Source organism: Nostoc sp. C057, assembly GCF_013393925.1.
GTDB classification, from domain to species: Bacteria; Cyanobacteriota; Cyanobacteriia; order Cyanobacteriales; family Nostocaceae; genus Nostoc; species Nostoc muscorum_A.
The window spans coordinates 1,143,963-1,159,343 of sequence record NZ_CP040281.1 but is presented as its reverse complement, the minus strand read 5'-3'; the positions used below and the strand labels follow the sequence as shown (position 1 = coordinate 1,159,343).

The 15,381-nt window shown below is 39.9% G+C and carries 15 protein-coding genes; 2 read left to right on the top strand and 13 right to left on the bottom strand.

Features of this window, described 5'->3' with window-relative positions; all coding sequences use genetic code 11:
- Nucleotides 1-82 precede the first annotated feature (82 nt).
- The 4 genes from FD724_RS04835 to FD724_RS04820 all read right to left on the bottom strand — a co-directional run bounded on the left by FD724_RS04835 (nucleotide 83) and on the right by FD724_RS04820 (nucleotide 2,039).
- Nucleotides 83-445 carry a hypothetical protein gene (locus FD724_RS04835; RefSeq protein ID WP_167755972.1) on the bottom strand — a complete coding sequence of 121 codons (363 nt, stop codon included), beginning with the start codon at nucleotides 443-445 and terminating at the stop codon, nucleotides 83-85.
- A gap of 531 nt (nucleotides 446-976) precedes the next feature.
- Complete coding sequence (locus tag FD724_RS04830) at nucleotides 977-1,288, bottom strand: hypothetical protein (protein ID WP_012407155.1); 312 nt, start codon at nucleotides 1,286-1,288, stop codon at nucleotides 977-979.
- Nucleotides 1,289-1,290: 2 nt separating this feature from the next.
- Nucleotides 1,291-1,572: a hypothetical protein gene (locus tag FD724_RS04825; protein ID WP_114083620.1), complete on the bottom strand. Its 282-nt coding sequence runs from the start codon at nucleotides 1,570-1,572 to the stop codon at nucleotides 1,291-1,293.
- 44 nt (nucleotides 1,573-1,616) lie between these two features.
- Nucleotides 1,617-2,039: a hypothetical protein gene (locus tag FD724_RS04820; RefSeq protein WP_114083619.1), complete on the bottom strand. Its 423-nt coding sequence runs from the start codon at nucleotides 2,037-2,039 to the stop codon at nucleotides 1,617-1,619.
- 994 nt (nucleotides 2,040-3,033) lie between these two features.
- On the opposite strand from FD724_RS04820, the gene cysK reads away from it, so the two are divergent.
- Nucleotides 3,034-3,993, top strand: coding sequence for a cysteine synthase A (gene cysK, locus FD724_RS04815; RefSeq protein WP_114083617.1), 960 nt, complete (start codon nucleotides 3,034-3,036; stop codon nucleotides 3,991-3,993).
- A gap of 213 nt (nucleotides 3,994-4,206) precedes the next feature.
- On the opposite strand, the gene FD724_RS04810 is transcribed toward cysK, so the two are convergent.
- From FD724_RS04810 to fdxB, 7 genes are all read right to left on the bottom strand, one after another.
- Complete coding sequence (locus FD724_RS04810; RefSeq protein WP_114083616.1) at nucleotides 4,207-4,677, bottom strand: ArsC/Spx/MgsR family protein; 471 nt, start codon at nucleotides 4,675-4,677, stop codon at nucleotides 4,207-4,209.
- Between the two features lie 56 nt (nucleotides 4,678-4,733).
- On the bottom strand, nucleotides 4,734-5,345 hold the full coding sequence (locus tag FD724_RS04805) for a cupin (protein ID WP_179071769.1): 612 nt from the start codon (nucleotides 5,343-5,345) through the stop codon (nucleotides 4,734-4,736).
- Nucleotides 5,346-5,544: 199 nt separating this feature from the next.
- Nucleotides 5,545-6,030 (bottom strand): hypothetical protein, encoded by a 486-nt coding sequence (locus FD724_RS04800; RefSeq protein ID WP_179071768.1) that lies wholly within the window; start codon nucleotides 6,028-6,030, stop codon nucleotides 5,545-5,547.
- 122 nt (nucleotides 6,031-6,152) lie between these two features.
- On the bottom strand, nucleotides 6,153-6,749 hold the full coding sequence (locus FD724_RS04795; protein ID WP_179071767.1) for a heme-copper oxidase subunit III: 597 nt from the start codon (nucleotides 6,747-6,749) through the stop codon (nucleotides 6,153-6,155).
- A 176-nt stretch (nucleotides 6,750-6,925) separates the two neighbouring features.
- On the bottom strand, nucleotides 6,926-8,614 hold the full coding sequence (gene ctaD / locus FD724_RS04790; protein WP_179071766.1) for a cytochrome c oxidase subunit I: 1,689 nt from the start codon (nucleotides 8,612-8,614) through the stop codon (nucleotides 6,926-6,928).
- 169 nt (nucleotides 8,615-8,783) lie between these two features.
- A complete protein-coding gene (locus tag FD724_RS04785) occupies nucleotides 8,784-9,767 on the bottom strand; it encodes a cytochrome c oxidase subunit II (RefSeq protein WP_179071765.1) in 984 nt (327 codons plus the stop codon).
- A gap of 523 nt (nucleotides 9,768-10,290) precedes the next feature.
- On the bottom strand, nucleotides 10,291-10,584 hold the full coding sequence (gene fdxB / locus FD724_RS04780; RefSeq protein ID WP_012407144.1) for a ferredoxin III, nif-specific: 294 nt from the start codon (nucleotides 10,582-10,584) through the stop codon (nucleotides 10,291-10,293).
- A 1,308-nt stretch (nucleotides 10,585-11,892) separates the two neighbouring features.
- On the opposite strand from fdxB, the gene FD724_RS04775 reads away from it, so the two are divergent.
- Nucleotides 11,893-13,488 (top strand): helix-turn-helix domain-containing protein, encoded by a 1,596-nt coding sequence (locus FD724_RS04775; RefSeq protein WP_179071764.1) that lies wholly within the window; start codon nucleotides 11,893-11,895, stop codon nucleotides 13,486-13,488.
- 219 nt (nucleotides 13,489-13,707) lie between these two features.
- Here FD724_RS04775 and FD724_RS04770 read toward each other — a convergent pair whose 3' ends face one another.
- Nucleotides 13,708-14,685, bottom strand: coding sequence for a sucrase ferredoxin (locus FD724_RS04770; protein ID WP_179071763.1), 978 nt, complete (start codon nucleotides 14,683-14,685; stop codon nucleotides 13,708-13,710).
- 323 nt (nucleotides 14,686-15,008) lie between these two features.
- Nucleotides 15,009-15,314 carry a hypothetical protein gene (locus tag FD724_RS04765; RefSeq protein WP_114083607.1) on the bottom strand — a complete coding sequence of 102 codons (306 nt, stop codon included), beginning with the start codon at nucleotides 15,312-15,314 and terminating at the stop codon, nucleotides 15,009-15,011.
- Nucleotides 15,315-15,381: the final 67 nt, after the last annotated feature.

Here is a 15,381-nt window from a genome sequence, read left to right as displayed (position 1 = left end):
AAGCACTTTAGTGCTTCAATATTTGAGGACTAAAGTTTTCACTGCAAACACCTTTACTCCTCTCCATTAATGCGATCAAAGACTAATTTGCAACCCACTGCAACTCCAACCATAGCCGTGGGTTGTTATGTTTGACCTTCGACATCGGATCGCGCAATAATCGTTTGGCATTCATGCAGACTACTTGGACTAGACCCATATTGTCTGCAACTTCTCTAAGAATTTCTTTGTGGGCTTGCACACAGGAAATCATTTCGTCAGAGCAATAAATTCCTATATATTGCAACCGTCGAGCAGGGCGTCCCCAAAAACAGGTGATGACTTTCACATAACACCCATCTAGTAATTCCCCAACTTTTGGGTAGTAGTGGTTGAGGACTCTTGTGAATTCTTTGGCTAAGATATCTTCAGCAATCATTGGAACTGATATTTCTGTAGCGTCCATCACGCTATTTAATATAACATAATTTTATCAATTAAATATGACAAAATACATTATTAGGCTTAAATAAAATATTAAATATTACATAAAAAAAGAGGTGTACCTTATTTGGTATCACCTCCGATTTGCGTAAAGCATCTTTATATTGAATGAAATATCAAAGTATTGATTTGAATACCTAGATCGCGGTTATCAATACAAAACCCACCTCTGTGGATTAGTTTTTTAGTCAGCGTGCAAGATTAACCGCGATTTCTCATCAAAAATATGAGTCTGAAACCCCGTGCTTCACGCAATGCTTTAAAGTAATAAGTAATGAGTGGATGAAAAATGGGTATTTACTCATTACTCATTACTTATTACTCATTACTCCAGAATCACCGTGCGAACACGCCGGGGAGTATGTCAACGACAGGTATACTTGCCAATGATAGATGCTCCCAAATACTCTGATATCAAAAATCATGAATTCAAATAAAATGTATTTAATTAGCACATTTCAATATTGAATTCTAAATGTTGAATTTTTAATTATTATCGAGCATTGCGTTCACAAACTAAGACCTCGGCTATGATATCTGGCACATTTACAAAATCGGTGAATCCTTCAGAACCACGGATTGGTGATATAAATGTATAGTTTGGATCGCAAGCTCCAGTGTCATATACTTGAATAAACCATCTATCAGGAAATCCTTCTACACCTAATTCCACAGTGTACCAACTCTCGCCAATCAGACGAGAGTTAAAGATTGTGAACCACTCCCGATTCTCTTCTGAAATGTTCCAATCTGCCATGAGCAGTTCTAAAGCAATTTGTCCTGCATCTGTTGAAGTCAACAGCATTCTTACTCCTTATTGGCGACTTCAGTACTTTCAACTTCGGTATTGGGAACTTCTGGGTATAAACCCAATTCTTTAGCTAGCTCACGCGCCACAAAAAATAAAAACTTGGCACCATCTTGATTGCCTTCATGGGCAAACATTGTTGCTACTTGTAACATTGTTTCTACGAAACCAGAGTCAATTAATTCTGGTTTAGATTCTAAAATTTCTGGTTCTTGACCATTAGGGCATTTGAGCAATTCATCAATCAGATTAAAATATAGTTGCTGGCGTTGTTCTGACATGGTGTTTTGTTTTGGTTGATTTTAGTGAGTTAATTGGGAATTGGTCACTGTTCGATACTTTGTTGCCACAGTCTTTCCAACATTTCAACTTGTTCTTTTAAAACAGCCGCACGATGTACAAGATATCTGTCGTAAAAGAGAATTCCTAACCCAACGCAAATAGGGGTTAACAAGAAGAACCATTGCAAGATAGCGGCAAATTTATATTGTTCAGCAACAGTCAGCATTTGATTAATCACATTACGGTCAGAGGATTGAATGCTAGTCTGAGGGGAATGTGTAACCTCTGTCTGGGGAGCCAAGTCGGGAGCATTTTTAGTAGTCTTGTTAACTTCGTAGGCTAAATTCTGGGCTTTTACTAAATCCAGATGTCGCTCCCAAACAATGCCAAATACTACTAGTTCTGGAGAAAGCACTGCTAAAATAACTACGCAAACTGTAAGAACATTTAAAAGTTTGGCTTTCATCTTGGCTCTCCCTTGCTAGGTAGTATGCACCCAGTAAGAAAATATCATTTGCTGTTTATCTGAAACAGTTTTGATATTAAAATATGTGTAAACGGTAATTTTCACAATTGTTAGCTATCAGTTGTTTTTCTAATTATTACTGACTACTAACCACTGAAAAGCTACTAACATTTTTGCAAAACGTAGGATTATTCAATCAGAAAGAACACGCTTAGATTCTTGAATGTGGTTTCATCTTGCTCTCAAAAGGGAGATTAAGAAGTCCCCCCTAGTTCACTCAGCTTTCGCTCAGGAATGTTGGGGGGTAGAGGGGAATCTCTGCGTAAATCCTATACGATTTATATCAGTCGCTCTCCACAAAACAGTTTACCCCAGCCCTGTTAAGATTATTAAATTCATTAGAATAGTACTCAAAGGCTGTAATCCCCATCAGATAAGTATTATAAAAAAATATTGGGGTATGGGTGCTAGTGTTTTTGAGATGGGGTGCTAGTGTTTTTGAAGTGGGGTTCTGGTGTTTTTGTACTCAATCTAAAAGCAATGTAGGCAAAGCTTTAGAACTGTTTTTAATGCAAGTTTTAGTAGACAAAATCTGTACTCAAAAGTAAATATCGATGTCTTTTGATAAAGATAAACTAATAAATTCAGAAAATCCATTAAATGTTTTGAAATTCAGTTATATTTCCCTAACAAATAAAGAATGATGATAAAAATTATTCATATATACAGAAATATAAAAATTTATCTTAGCCCAAGAGACAATAGTCAGCAATTCTAAATGGTAAAATAAAAGAATGGCAAGCTAGACATCTGCTGAAGTGAGAATCAATGAGAGCATCTGATAAAAGTTCTGCCTAAGCTTTCAGATTTTGTGGTTTAGTTAGAATAGATAGTATATGCACTCATTGGCACTAAACTGCAAATTAAATACACAAAAGCTTATTGTTATAAGTAAATACTCTGTACTAAGATTTAGAATTTTAGGAGTTAAATAATGCGAATTGCTCAAGATATAACAGAACTGATTGGACGAACTCCTTTAGTTCAACTGAACAAGATTCCTCAAGCTGAGGGAGTAGTAGCAAGGATAGTTGTCAAATTAGAAGGTATGAACCCAGCAGCCTCGGTGAAAGACCGCATTGGGTTAAGTATGGTACTTTCAGCAGAAGCGGCAGGCTCAATTCAGCCTGGAAAGACTATTTTAGTTGAGCCTACTTCAGGTAATACAGGAATTGCTCTAGCAATGGTAGCAGCAGCACGTGGCTACCGTTTAATTTTGACAATGCCAGAGACAATGAGCCAAGAACGACGCGCTATGTTGAGAGCTTATGGCGCGTCTTTAGAGTTGACACCAGGCGCGGAAGGAATGCGGGGAGCGATTCGCAAAGCCGAAGAGATTGTGGCTAATACTCCTGATGCTTTTATGCTGCAACAGTTCCGCAACCCTGCCAATCCTAAAATTCACCAGGAAACTACCGCCGAAGAAATTTGGACAGATACAGACGGAGAAGTAGATATTGTCATTGCTGGGGTAGGTACTGGTGGGACGATTACCGGGATTGCAGAGGTAATTAAAAGTCGTAAGAAGACTTTTAAGGCGATCGCAGTTGAACCTAGCAACAGCCCTGTTCTCTCCGGTGGTGAAGCCGGGCCACACAGGATTCAAGGGATTGGGGCTGGATTTATCCCAGACGTTCTGCGGCTGGAATTGGTTGATGAAGTAATTAGAGTCAGCGATGAACAAGCGATCGCTTACGGGCGACGTTTGGCAAAAGAAGAAGGCTTATTATCTGGGATATCCTCTGGTGCAGCTTTGTGTGCTGCTATTCAAGTAGGTAAACGTCCAGAAAATGCCGGACGTTTAATTGTGATGATTCAGCCTTCCTTCGGCGAACGTTATCTCAGCACCCCCATGTTTCAAGACTTGTCATTAGAAACTGCTGGCGTGCGTTAAAGAGAGTGGGGAGTGTGGGGAGTGGGGGAAGTGGGGGAAGTGTGGGGAGTGGGGGGAGAAATTGAATAACTGCATATCAACAAATGCTGCATTGCCTCCCACACTTCCCACACCTCCCACACCCTGCCAGCAAGGAGGTTTCAGCTTTTCAAGCGTGCCATTCGGGTATAACCCTTGTAGAGACGTAGCATTGCTACGTCTCTACTCTTATGTCTAATGTTTACAGTTGCCTTGCTTTTGGTGTTGATGGCTATGATCTTTACCGTGGGAACAGTTTTGCAAATCTTGCTTCAAAAGCTTGTCGCTGATTTCTTGCAAGGATTCATCCACAGCTTGTAACCCAATCCAAGTATCAATCTTTTGGACATCAAATCCTACTTCGCGGCGATCGCCTACTTCTAACAAAGGACGGCGAATTAGCAGTGGTTCTTTCAGCATCAGCGCCAAAGCGGTTTGTTCATCCACTTTTTCAGGAACCACCTCACCAGATTTTACCTTGGGGGCGGAAAGATTAAACCATTCGACTACGGGGCGATCGCCAAAAAATGAACGCAACCGTTCAGCTGTCCAAGGTTCTTTTAGCAGGTTCTGTGGTATCACCTCATGACCAGCAGCTGTTAGCAAAACTTTTTGCTTAACACCACCTTTACAGCCTGGTTTGCTATAGAAAATTACCTTTGCCATGCAACTATCTCCTAATTACTCTTTAGCGCTAAAGCGCCAACTACGAATCGATGAAATTAAAAATTCCTAGCTTTATGGCTAACTAAGTCAAACTCAAACCTCTCATTCGGATCAGTTTCGCCATAAATATTAAAAGTCACAGTTGGTTCATCACCCACTGCTTCTACACTGTGAATTGCATCGGGAGTAAAGCTAATAATGTCTCCTGGGAAAAGAGTTACCTCTCCCGTTGCTTCAATCTTGTCCTGAAATTCTGGGCTATTGGTGCGTCGCCAAAAAGTATTTTTTTCCTGGCCTTTTAGCACCGCTACGATTCCCCACGTTCCATGATTATGAATGTTTGAACGGGTTCCCGGTGCAAATGTTACTGTTTGCACAGTCAACGGAAAACCCAATTCATCATATAGGAGTAAAACAGAGTTTCCCGTTTTTGGTGAAGGCTCTAAATGTTGACTTTGTACCCAGTAGGAATTTACAATCAAGCGCCTTACAAGCATCCGAATTTCTGGCAGACAATTGGTTTCATTGTCACTGCCATTGAGAACATCTTCCACCTCAGTTAAAAACCGATAAAGGCGGTAATTTTCTCTCAATAAATCCCAGGATCTTACAGATTTACAGGCTTGATGCTGACCGTCCCCTGTTAGCAGCCAATCCCTACCTTTCATAACTTTTAAATTGATAGCTGAGAAGATTGGATCACAATGATCGGTGAGACATTAGGAATGTTACTTACAGGAAGCTTAGTAGGTATGTTAATAGGAGGGATGATAGAGTTACTATCAGTACTTGCTCCTAATAGAGAATAGGATCTAGTAGATAACCAATTGTTCATGATTTTCACCTTGACTTTTCATTGCTGACTAATTAATCGTCTTCTTCTGGTGGACGTGTCAAAATATCCAGCAGAATTCCAGAACCAAAATCATTCTTGTCGTCTATCTGTTTGACTCTGGTGCTGATCTCTTTTGCTTGCTCAATTTCTCCTAACTTTGCTAGCACTAATCCAGAAGCAGCATAAGCATTTAAGTACAATCGAATTTGTGGATCTTCTTTGCGATTGACTAATATAGGCTGAAGTTGCTCCCAGTCATCAGGAAATTTCTCTAGTTCTTTAATTTTATCTAATAATTTGACTGTTGTTTGTAATGCAAGAGAATAATTATTTTTATAATAAAAAAATCTATATGCTGCTACTAAGACATCTGTATTTTCACCAGTCTGTGCTAAAGCTTGTTGAATATATTTTTCGGATTCGGATGTATTCTCCCAGTTTTGTGCAGCTAAAATTAATAGGTTTTTGATGTCTTCTGGAACTTGGAACCAGGAGAATTTGTTTGTATCGACTTGCATAATTAACTCCTGAATAGAGATAAGGAAAATCAGGGATATGAGGCAAGAGACACGATAAATCGCCATATTGATTATTGTAGAGACGGCGATTTATCGCGTCTTTGCTTTGCCCAACGCCCAAGTTAAAACAAAGTGAGAACGTACACCAAGGTGAATAATACAATCCAAATAATGTCTACGAAGTGCCAGTAAATTTCTGTCATTTCGATGAAAGTATGATTGGTTGCAGAATATTCACCAGGGAGACGCGATCGCCACAATGCACGTAATATCAATAACAGTCCTACAAAAACGTGCAAACCGTGGAATCCTGTCATGATATAAAAGCAGTTGGCGAAGACGTTGGTGGTCAGTCCGTATCCTAATGTTGAGTACTCATAAACCTGACCAGCCAAGAAAATTGTACCCATGATTGCGGTAATTGCGTACCATAGTTGCATTCCCTTGACGTTATTCTTCTTAATCGCCGTATCACCAAAGTGAATAACGAAACTACTAGACACCAGAATAATGGTGTTAATCGTCGGTACAAGTAGTTCTACTTCACTCCCTTCTGGAGGCCAAACTGGTGTAATACCTCGGAAAAATAGATAAGTGGCAAAAAATCCCCCAAACATCAGGGATTCAGAAGCGAGGAACGTCAACAGCCCCCAAACTCTTAAATCTGGATGTTCTTCGTGTCCTGCACTGTGATCTTCGCTTGTCGTAGCTATAGTCATAGATTTTTTGACGATATTATGCGCTGCGTCTGTTGTAGAAGCGATCTTTAATCTCTTTACTCTGTGTTCTCTGTGCCTCTGTGGTTTAAAAGTAATTTATTTAACCGCAGAGGCGCAGAGAGCGCTGAGAGAAAAAAGAGATTTTACTAGTCACCTTGAAAGGGCTACTCTACTAACTAAGCACTAGCTTCCGGCGTTGCAGATGGCTGTACTTCAGTACTATGACCATGACCGTAGTCATAAGGCCCATGAGTCACAACCGGCAATACTTCCCAGTTTTCAATTGCAGGTGGTGAGCTAGTTGTCCATTCTAAAGTCAAAGCTTGCCAAGGATTATCACCAGCCAAAGGCCCTTTCAACCAACTGTAGATCATGTTGATGGCGAAAGGAATTACCGATATCCCCAAAACAATTGAACCAAAGGTACAAAGTTGATTGAGGTCGATAAATTGGGGGTCATACATTGCCACCCGTCTAGGCATTCCTTTCAAACCCAACTCGTGCATGGGTAAAAAGGTCAAATTTGTGCCGATGAAGGTGAGGGCGAAATGAATCCGTCCCAAGCTTTCATTCAACATCCGTCCGGTCATTTTGGGGAACCAGTGATAAATACCTGCGTAAATACCAAACACGGAACCGCCAAACAGAACGTAATGGAAATGTCCGACAACATAATATGTGTCATGGACGTGAACATCAAAAGGCGCTGTTCCCATCGTTACACCACTTAAGCCGCCCATGACAAACATGGACAACAAACCAATGGCGAAAAGCATCGCACCGGTGAAGCGAATTTTACCACCCCAAAGGGTAGCAACCCAGGCAAAAATCTTCACGCCAGTGGGAACTGCAACTATAAGAGTGGAGATGGTGAAAAACATCCGCATCCAACCGGGTGTACCACTGGTGAACATGTGGTGTACCCAAACGAACAAACCCACAACGCAAATGGCTACACTAGAATAAGCGATCGCTTTATAACCAAAAATAGGCTTGCGGGAGTGAACTGGAATTACCTCCGACATGATGCCGAAGATGGGCAGAATCATTAAATATACTGCCGGGTGAGAATAAAACCAGAATAAGTGTTGATAAATTACAACGTTACCGCCTGCATCTGGTTTAAAGAAGGAAGTACCAAAGTTGAGGTCAAACAACAGCAGAACTAAACCGGCTGCTAATACAGGTGTGGAAAGCAACGCTAGAATGGAGGTTGCCAAGATTGCCCAGCAGAATAGGGGTACTTGATCCCATTTCATGCTAGGAACCTTCATCATCAAAATAGTGATTACGAAGTTCAACGAACCCAAAATTGAAGAAGTTCCCACCAAAACGATCGCAAGTATCCACATAGTTTGAGCGATTGGCGCTGTCACCAAACTCAAAGGTGGATAAGCTGTCCAACCAGATTGCGAACCGCCAAAAATGAAACTACCTAATATGAGTAATCCGGCTGGTGGGTTTAACCAAAAGGCGATCGCGTTTAGCTTCGGGAAAGCCATATCCCTAGCACCAACCATCAACGGCACTAAATAGTTACCAAATCCCCCAATGGCGCTAGGGACAATCCACAGGAAGATCATAATCGTCCCGTGATTGGTCATGAAAGCGTTATACAGATTGGGGTCGAGTACGTCTGATTCTGGTGTTGCTAATTCCACACGCAGAGCGATCGCCATCAGTCCGCCAATGAGATAGAAGACAAACGCCGTCACCAGGTATTGAATACCAATAACCTTGTGGTCAACATTAAATGTAAAATAATCTTGCCATTTCCACGCCTTCGGATGAGAGGTGTGGCCAGCCACCATTTCCGGTTTATTTCCTTCTGGTGGAGTATTCCGTGGAAATTCTACCTGCGTCATATTTTTATCCTTTGTCCTTTGTCATTTGTCTTTTGTCTTTTTGTCCTTTGTCATTTGTCCGTTGTCATTTGTCCGTTGTCATTTGTCAGTTATCATTTGTCCATTACGAATAACTAATGACCAATGACTAATGACTAATAACTAATGACCAATGACCAATGACCAATGACTAATGACCAATGACCAATGACTCTAGAGTTGCTGCACTGATTCCCATTTCATGGGTGTGAGGTGCGAGAAACTCTGATGTTGATAAGTCGGCTGGATTAACTGCAACGACTTGATTGAGATTTTGTTGTTGAGCAATTTGGTTTTCTGTCCGCCAGTTCTCATAAGCTTCTGGTGTGTGGACAATTACCTCTGTCCGCATTGAACCGTGATAACTACCGCACAACTCAGCACAAACTACGGGATATGTACCTGGTTTGGTGGCGACAAATCGTAGTTCGGTAGGGATACCGGGAAGTGCATCTTGCTTCAAACGGAAGTTTGGAACCCAGAATGAATGAATTACATCTTGTGCTGAAAGATTGAGTTGGACATCAGCACCGACGGGTATGTGCAATTCCCCAGAGGTAATGCCACTATCGGGGTAATTAAATATCCAGGCATACTGTATGCCTTTGACATCAACAACTAAATCGGCTGGTTTCCCTAGAGTTTGAGGAGACGCGCCAATACCAATTGTTGGGGCTGGGGCAGTTGTTGCTTCGGAAGTATCGCTTAAGGTAGCTGCAATAGCTGTTCCCGACTTATGAGCAACATGAGCCGCTGAATGAGGATGACCAGCAGGCTCAAAACCGCCCATCTGGTTAAAAACATCTACACTGTAGATGCCCAAACATAGGACAATCACTGTTGGAATTGCTGTCCAAAAGATTTCTAAGGGAACGTTACCTTCTATTGGTAAACCATCGGTATCATCACCGCGACGGCGACGAAACTTCACCAAAAAAATCAGAATAGTTCCTTCTACCACCAAGAAGAGTGCGATCGCAATGGTAAACATGACGTTGAAAAAACCGTCTACCAAAGGCGCTTGTAGCGATGCCTGCATCGGCATGAGAGTGTGGTTTTGACCGATCCAAATGCTAATTGCTGTAACTACTATCCCAGCAACCAGAGTCCATAGTGAAACAGGAACTTGTTGCATACATGCTACCTGCTTTGTAAACAGTCTTTAAAGGTGTGATTTTCTGAGTTGAGGTTTTAGGGGAAAGGTTATAGGTTACAGGTAATAGGAATTCATCTATTCCCTGTAACCTGTACCCTATTCCCTTGTTTTTTCCCCATTCCCCATTTCCTTTTCACTTATTAACTTTCTAACGTGCAGCCATAAAAAAAGGGGGAAAATTCCAGATTTTTTCCATATCCTTCCCCCAGAAAATTACAAATTATATTTTAACTCCTATGAAAAAGTTAGCCCCCTGCTTTCAAAAAAGCTAGTTGTTCCAAGAGGGCACTGTTGACCTAATATTGATTAGGCTATATTAGCAGCAAGTTTAATTTTGTTAATAGCTAACATTTTACGATTTACGGATTTGTTTACTGTGAACTATTTATTAGTGACAGTAAATACTGAGTATTCCCCTCAAGTTACCTTGCCTAGCGCATTTTCGCTTTTTACAAACAGTGCCTCCTTGAATTAACAACAATCTTGACTAACTTCAAATACCTTAATTATTTACTGCAACATGGGTGTAGCAATTCTTCGGACAAATCCGTGAACACGCTTCACAACCAATACAGTTTTCTGGAGAAGTAACTGCCATTACTTTCCGTTCAATTTCTTCATCATCTTCGTCTTCTACAAATTCACCTTCTTCATTGAGTGCCTTCAAACCTAGCACATTGTATCCGCACACTTTAACGCATCTGCCACAGCCGATACATTTATCTTTGTCAATTTCCTGAGCAAATTTTGGTGTCCAAGCCTTTCCGCCAAATGTCAAACCTGTTAGTTGCGCCATAAATAAATCCTCGGCATTTTTGCCTATCAATCTGTTTGTGCATTAATCATCATATTATCCCAATCTTTTCTTTTTTTGTATTCAAAACTCACTTTTGCTTCATAAAAAATCGATGATTTTGAACACAATTAAAAATCATTTTGCAAACCACAAATAGATGCAAAATATTGCCAATAATAATTGGCAATGCTTAAAATTATCTCGTTCTTCCGATCCGGCATTTATTGAGTCTCTGACTGGAAGCAGTAGCCCCTAATCAGCCACTCCCATGCAAAGCATAGAAAGTAGAGACGCATAAATTACAGCTTTGAAAACTACCCTCGTCGGCAAAGCCTTATGTAAATGCAGGTATATCGATAAAAGTGATGATATTATTTTTCAAATACTTTTAGCTTTAGACAAATAAATCTAGATAAACAGTATACACATATACAAAATTAAATGTTCATTAATTACATTTTGATATATGCAATATGTATTTTACGAAGCAACAATTTGCAATTTAATTTGATTCAACTATTTATATAAATGATGACAAAATAAATACTGCTTTTCGATTTAAATAAATATAATGAGTTTATGAAGGAAACATAATCATTTTATAAAGCAACTGTGATTTTTATGGCAGAATACGATCATGTCTTAAATATTAAAATTATTAACAAATCAGATGAAGTTCAATCACATCAGGCTTAGATATGTTCTCAAAACACTTTATGGTTAAAGTTAAAATGTTCATTGAATACGTAATTAAATGAAGATTAAGATATCTTTCTAAGCTCGGTACGAACAAATTAATCATTTTTTTCATGAAATGTATAGTTAATAAATAAGTTTTGTCAGGCTCGGTTTAAAAGCCTTAAATAGCCTCCAATTGGATGCCAAGTCAAAATATGGATGTGGGGAGTGAATATGGTGAGAATAATTTTTCTCGCCAGAAAGATTATGTGGTAGCGAGTCATAAATGAAGAATCCAGAAGTCAGAATCCAGGAGTCAGAATCAGACCATAAAATCAAAGATTTTGTGGGGGTCTTAAACCCATTTATTCAGACGCTCTCTACGAGACGCTGCGCGAACGCGGACTCGCTCTAAGCGAAGCCATGCCGAAGGCTTTACGCTGCGCTATCTGCCAGCGATGCACTGACCCGATCGTTGTGTCATACAGAATTAATTCTGTTAGCGGATAGCTAAGGTTTAGCCCATTCTGAATTCTGAATTCTGACTCCTGAATTCTGTTTGATAGACAGGACTCATCCAGGGGAGACCTGAGACAGACATCTCAACGATTAGAGTGGGAAAAGAGCCAAATGCCTTATACAATTCCTAACAACAGTTGCGTTGGATGTGACAACTGCCGCCCCCAATGTCCTACGGGTGCAATCAAAATAGAGGACAATGAATATTGGGTTGATCCTGGTCTTTGTAATAATTGTGAGGGCTATTATTCAGAACCGCAATGTGTAATAGCTTGTCCAACTAATTCTCCCATTCCTTGGCAGGCAAAAAAAGGGAGATGCAAAGTTGAACCGAGAGATGCTAGCAGCTTAGACTTGTTTTCTAACGGCAAGAATAATCCATTTGCTTCTGCGATCGCAATTTGGGAAGCGTGTAATGTACTAGGGCAACGCACATCACTACATTGGGAAACCGATGAAGACGGGTATCTATGTTATAGCCGACAAGTCAATCAAGGACGAGGTGCGATCGCCTTTCACATCCAAGATCCATTCCAAGTTAATGACAAAGCCACCGATATAGCAGCAATTGAAGCGCTTGACATCAGAGCCGCTTGCATACATCTAATTTTTGCAGGTTATGCCACAGCCTTAGAGCAACCTTGGGAGCAAGAATTTGCGATCGATGAGCGACAAATCGAGAAATATTTGGGGATGGAGAAACGCAAAGACTTGAGCAAAGCTGCCAAGCTAGCTTTAATGAAAAATCTTGTCCAGCAAGCTTGCTCCCTAATTATCTCCATTGATTGGCCCCAACAAGGTCGAATTAACGGATTCTCTGTTACAAACAGCCGCTTATGGCACTTAGTAGATATTCAGCACCACTTCCAAGAAGACAATCATGGATGCAAATATCTGATTGGGTTAACTTTTAAAGTCAAAGCAGGCTTATGGGCACAATATTTCTTAAACAAACAAGCATGTAAAGAGCGAACCGCATTCTATCAATACGGCAGTCTTCCGAAAACGCTGCTAACCACAGTTATGAGCATTTGGCAGCAACATGAAGGCGCGGTTCGGTTAATGCTGTGGTTGCTGTTTAAAACCAAAATGGGCAAAGAACAACGCATTACCATTCCTACCTTGCTGCGTATTGCTTACGGTGAAGAAAAAGTCGCTCTTGCATCCAGACAACGGGAAGAACGCAAACGTCTGTTGCGAACCTTTGAAAGCGACTTAGAAATTCTCAATCACTATGGAATGAAACCACTTTTCGATCCGGTTACTTACCCACCAGAAATTCAACCTTTGTGGGCAAAGTTAATTGATCTTCCCGAAGATCCAGATGAAGCATTAGAATTTTGGACTAACGACGGTGGTTCTGAAACTCGCCTCACAGACACAGGCCCCCGTGGTAAGTGGAATCTGCTCATGAATGCGCGGATTTTAGCTTTTGAACTTCCACCAGAATGGGAACAGCAAATCTCAGAATCGGAAAAAAAGCAACGGCGAACTGCTAAAGCCAAAAAGAAGCCCAAAGCTACAAACGATTTACTGGGTGAACAGATTTTGCAGGCGCGAAAAAATTTGAATCTTTCCCAAAGAGAATTGGCAAAACTCACAGGTAAAAGCCAAAGCTGGATTCGAGATATCGAGAATGGTCGTTTAAAAGCCAAATTAGAAGACCAAGTTCTGTTACGAAAAGTCTTAAATATGACTTCATCTTGATTTTGAATTTAAACGCATAGGCGCTTCTCTACGAGACGCTACGCGTAGCTTGCTTCCAAGAAGTGGTACGCCTTCCCGCAGGGTAGGGGCGCAGAGGGAAACGAAAAGGTACGCAGAGATTTTGTTACGTATTTGTGCAGCGTTATACTAAATACAGCAATACTTCGCGTACCTCTGCGCTTCCCTTTGCGTCCCTCTGCGTTTCAAAACTCTCATCTTTTACGTACTATAACTCATCACCTTACTAGAAGTAATCCAAAGACTACCAACAGCATATTTAGTAACTACCAACTCTCGTGTAGCATTACATGAACTCTTCAGTTGTTGAGTCTTAGTTTCATCTTTCACAAGTTTAGCCTGGTAAGTGTAGAGAGAACCACAAGGTTGTTCAAAACTAAGTTCAGCTAAGATAGTACTATTGTCTAAACTTTGCTCTAAAATTTTACCTGCAACTTTGTAATTAAACCAATCCCACCCTTTATAAAGAATTAACTCTCTTTCCAAAACCTGAAGTGCAGCAGGTAGAATTCCCCAGCCTCGATAGACTTGATGTAAGCATTGAATATCACCAGTACGAGTCAAAATCGATCTAAATGAATCTTGATCGAGACGACCATAATATCTTCCTTCTGGCAAATCTATAACTGTTGGTGCAAACCGATGTCCACCAAAGTGCGATGATTTCCAAATTCGCACATTATCTAAGCACAAATCAGCATTACTCGCTCTCACATGGAAGTAAAAAGGAGCGCCATATCTCGCACAACACTTATCATGGCTACCGTGGGTACAAACTAAAATATCTCTAGTTCTACTAGCTTCTACTTCAAAATTAGAACTGATACCCCGTAACCATTTTTGGACAACTCCTGCCACTTGCTCAATATTTCCTAGCTTAAACTCTTGCTTATGGTATCCATTACTTAGTCCGTCTTCTTTTTGATAAATTAAAAGCGTAGTGTGATTTACTTTGTGTGAGACATCATTAGCAATTAAAAGAAATCTAATCGGTAGTTTAGCACGCTGCACTTCTTCTACCAAAATCCTCAAATTCTGAGGTACCCATTTGGAGTTAAAGGCTTCTGATGTCCAAGGTAAAGGACACTCAACTAAAATATAAGTTTGATAATTAGTGGCACTACCAATAACATCTTCTCCTACTTGCCGTGAATCATCAGAACAAAAAAAATTATTCATCTCGCTGTACTCATTAGCGTATTTTATGGACAAAAGGTATTAACAAATACATTTGTGTTCTTCACTACAATATCCTTGGCTAAAGGAAATAAAAAAGAACAATATTCATTTCCCTATTAAAACTAGGTAGCCACTTTATAACATCATTATTGATCGAGGTCTTTCCGGTTAATAAATTCTCCACAATAAAGATAAATAGTGTCAAGATAGATTTTTCCGTATGAGCAACGTTAATTTTGTATCTAGTTTTATTGTTCTTTGGTATTTTATAAATTTTCACTTGCTGAAACTCGGTTTTCATTAACTTCCTTTCTTGGGTAAAATCAAATAAATTCAATCTTATAGATAAACGCAAACTTACTTGGAGAGTCACCAAGGATTAACTTGCTGGCAATATCAATGTAGCCGATACTACAACCAAAAACATTGCTGGCAATAAGATACTTGTTTAAAGTTTTGCTGAAGTTATTTATATAGTTAGTTAGCAATCCTGTTTTTACATATAAAAATCTAGTTTGTTGTCTTTCTTTTGAAGAAGATATTCCTAAAGAGCGATGCGGAATCAGCCAATACGAGTTTATGTATCTTTCTCCCCTATCTGCTTTTAATATATCTATAAATTTACACATATTGCAAATAATTCTCAATTAAATTGGAAAAATAAAAACAACCAAAATAGGGGTAAATGCTTTAGTG

Coding starts and splice junctions, on each gene's coding strand:
- FD724_RS04835 (WP_167755972.1), bottom strand. CDS start 445: ATGGACGCTACAGAAATATCAGTTCCAATGATTGCTGAAGATATCTTA.
- FD724_RS04830 (WP_012407155.1), bottom strand. CDS start 1,288: ATGCTGTTGACTTCAACAGATGCAGGACAAATTGCTTTAGAACTGCTC.
- FD724_RS04825 (WP_114083620.1), bottom strand. CDS start 1,572: ATGTCAGAACAACGCCAGCAACTATATTTTAATCTGATTGATGAATTG.
- FD724_RS04820 (WP_114083619.1), bottom strand. CDS start 2,039: ATGAAAGCCAAACTTTTAAATGTTCTTACAGTTTGCGTAGTTATTTTA.
- cysK (WP_114083617.1), top strand. CDS start 3,034: ATGCGAATTGCTCAAGATATAACAGAACTGATTGGACGAACTCCTTTA.
- FD724_RS04810 (WP_114083616.1), bottom strand. CDS start 4,677: ATGGCAAAGGTAATTTTCTATAGCAAACCAGGCTGTAAAGGTGGTGTT.
- FD724_RS04805 (WP_179071769.1), bottom strand. CDS start 5,345: ATGAAAGGTAGGGATTGGCTGCTAACAGGGGACGGTCAGCATCAAGCC.
- FD724_RS04800 (WP_179071768.1), bottom strand. CDS start 6,030: ATGCAAGTCGATACAAACAAATTCTCCTGGTTCCAAGTTCCAGAAGAC.
- FD724_RS04795 (WP_179071767.1), bottom strand. CDS start 6,749: ATGACTATAGCTACGACAAGCGAAGATCACAGTGCAGGACACGAAGAA.
- ctaD (WP_179071766.1), bottom strand. CDS start 8,614: ATGACGCAGGTAGAATTTCCACGGAATACTCCACCAGAAGGAAATAAA.
- FD724_RS04785 (WP_179071765.1), bottom strand. CDS start 9,767: ATGCAACAAGTTCCTGTTTCACTATGGACTCTGGTTGCTGGGATAGTA.
- fdxB (WP_012407144.1), bottom strand. CDS start 10,584: ATGGCGCAACTAACAGGTTTGACATTTGGCGGAAAGGCTTGGACACCA.
- FD724_RS04775 (WP_179071764.1), top strand. CDS start 11,893: ATGCCTTATACAATTCCTAACAACAGTTGCGTTGGATGTGACAACTGC.
- FD724_RS04770 (WP_179071763.1), bottom strand. CDS start 14,685: ATGAATAATTTTTTTTGTTCTGATGATTCACGGCAAGTAGGAGAAGAT.
- FD724_RS04765 (WP_114083607.1), bottom strand. CDS start 15,314: ATGTGTAAATTTATAGATATATTAAAAGCAGATAGGGGAGAAAGATAC.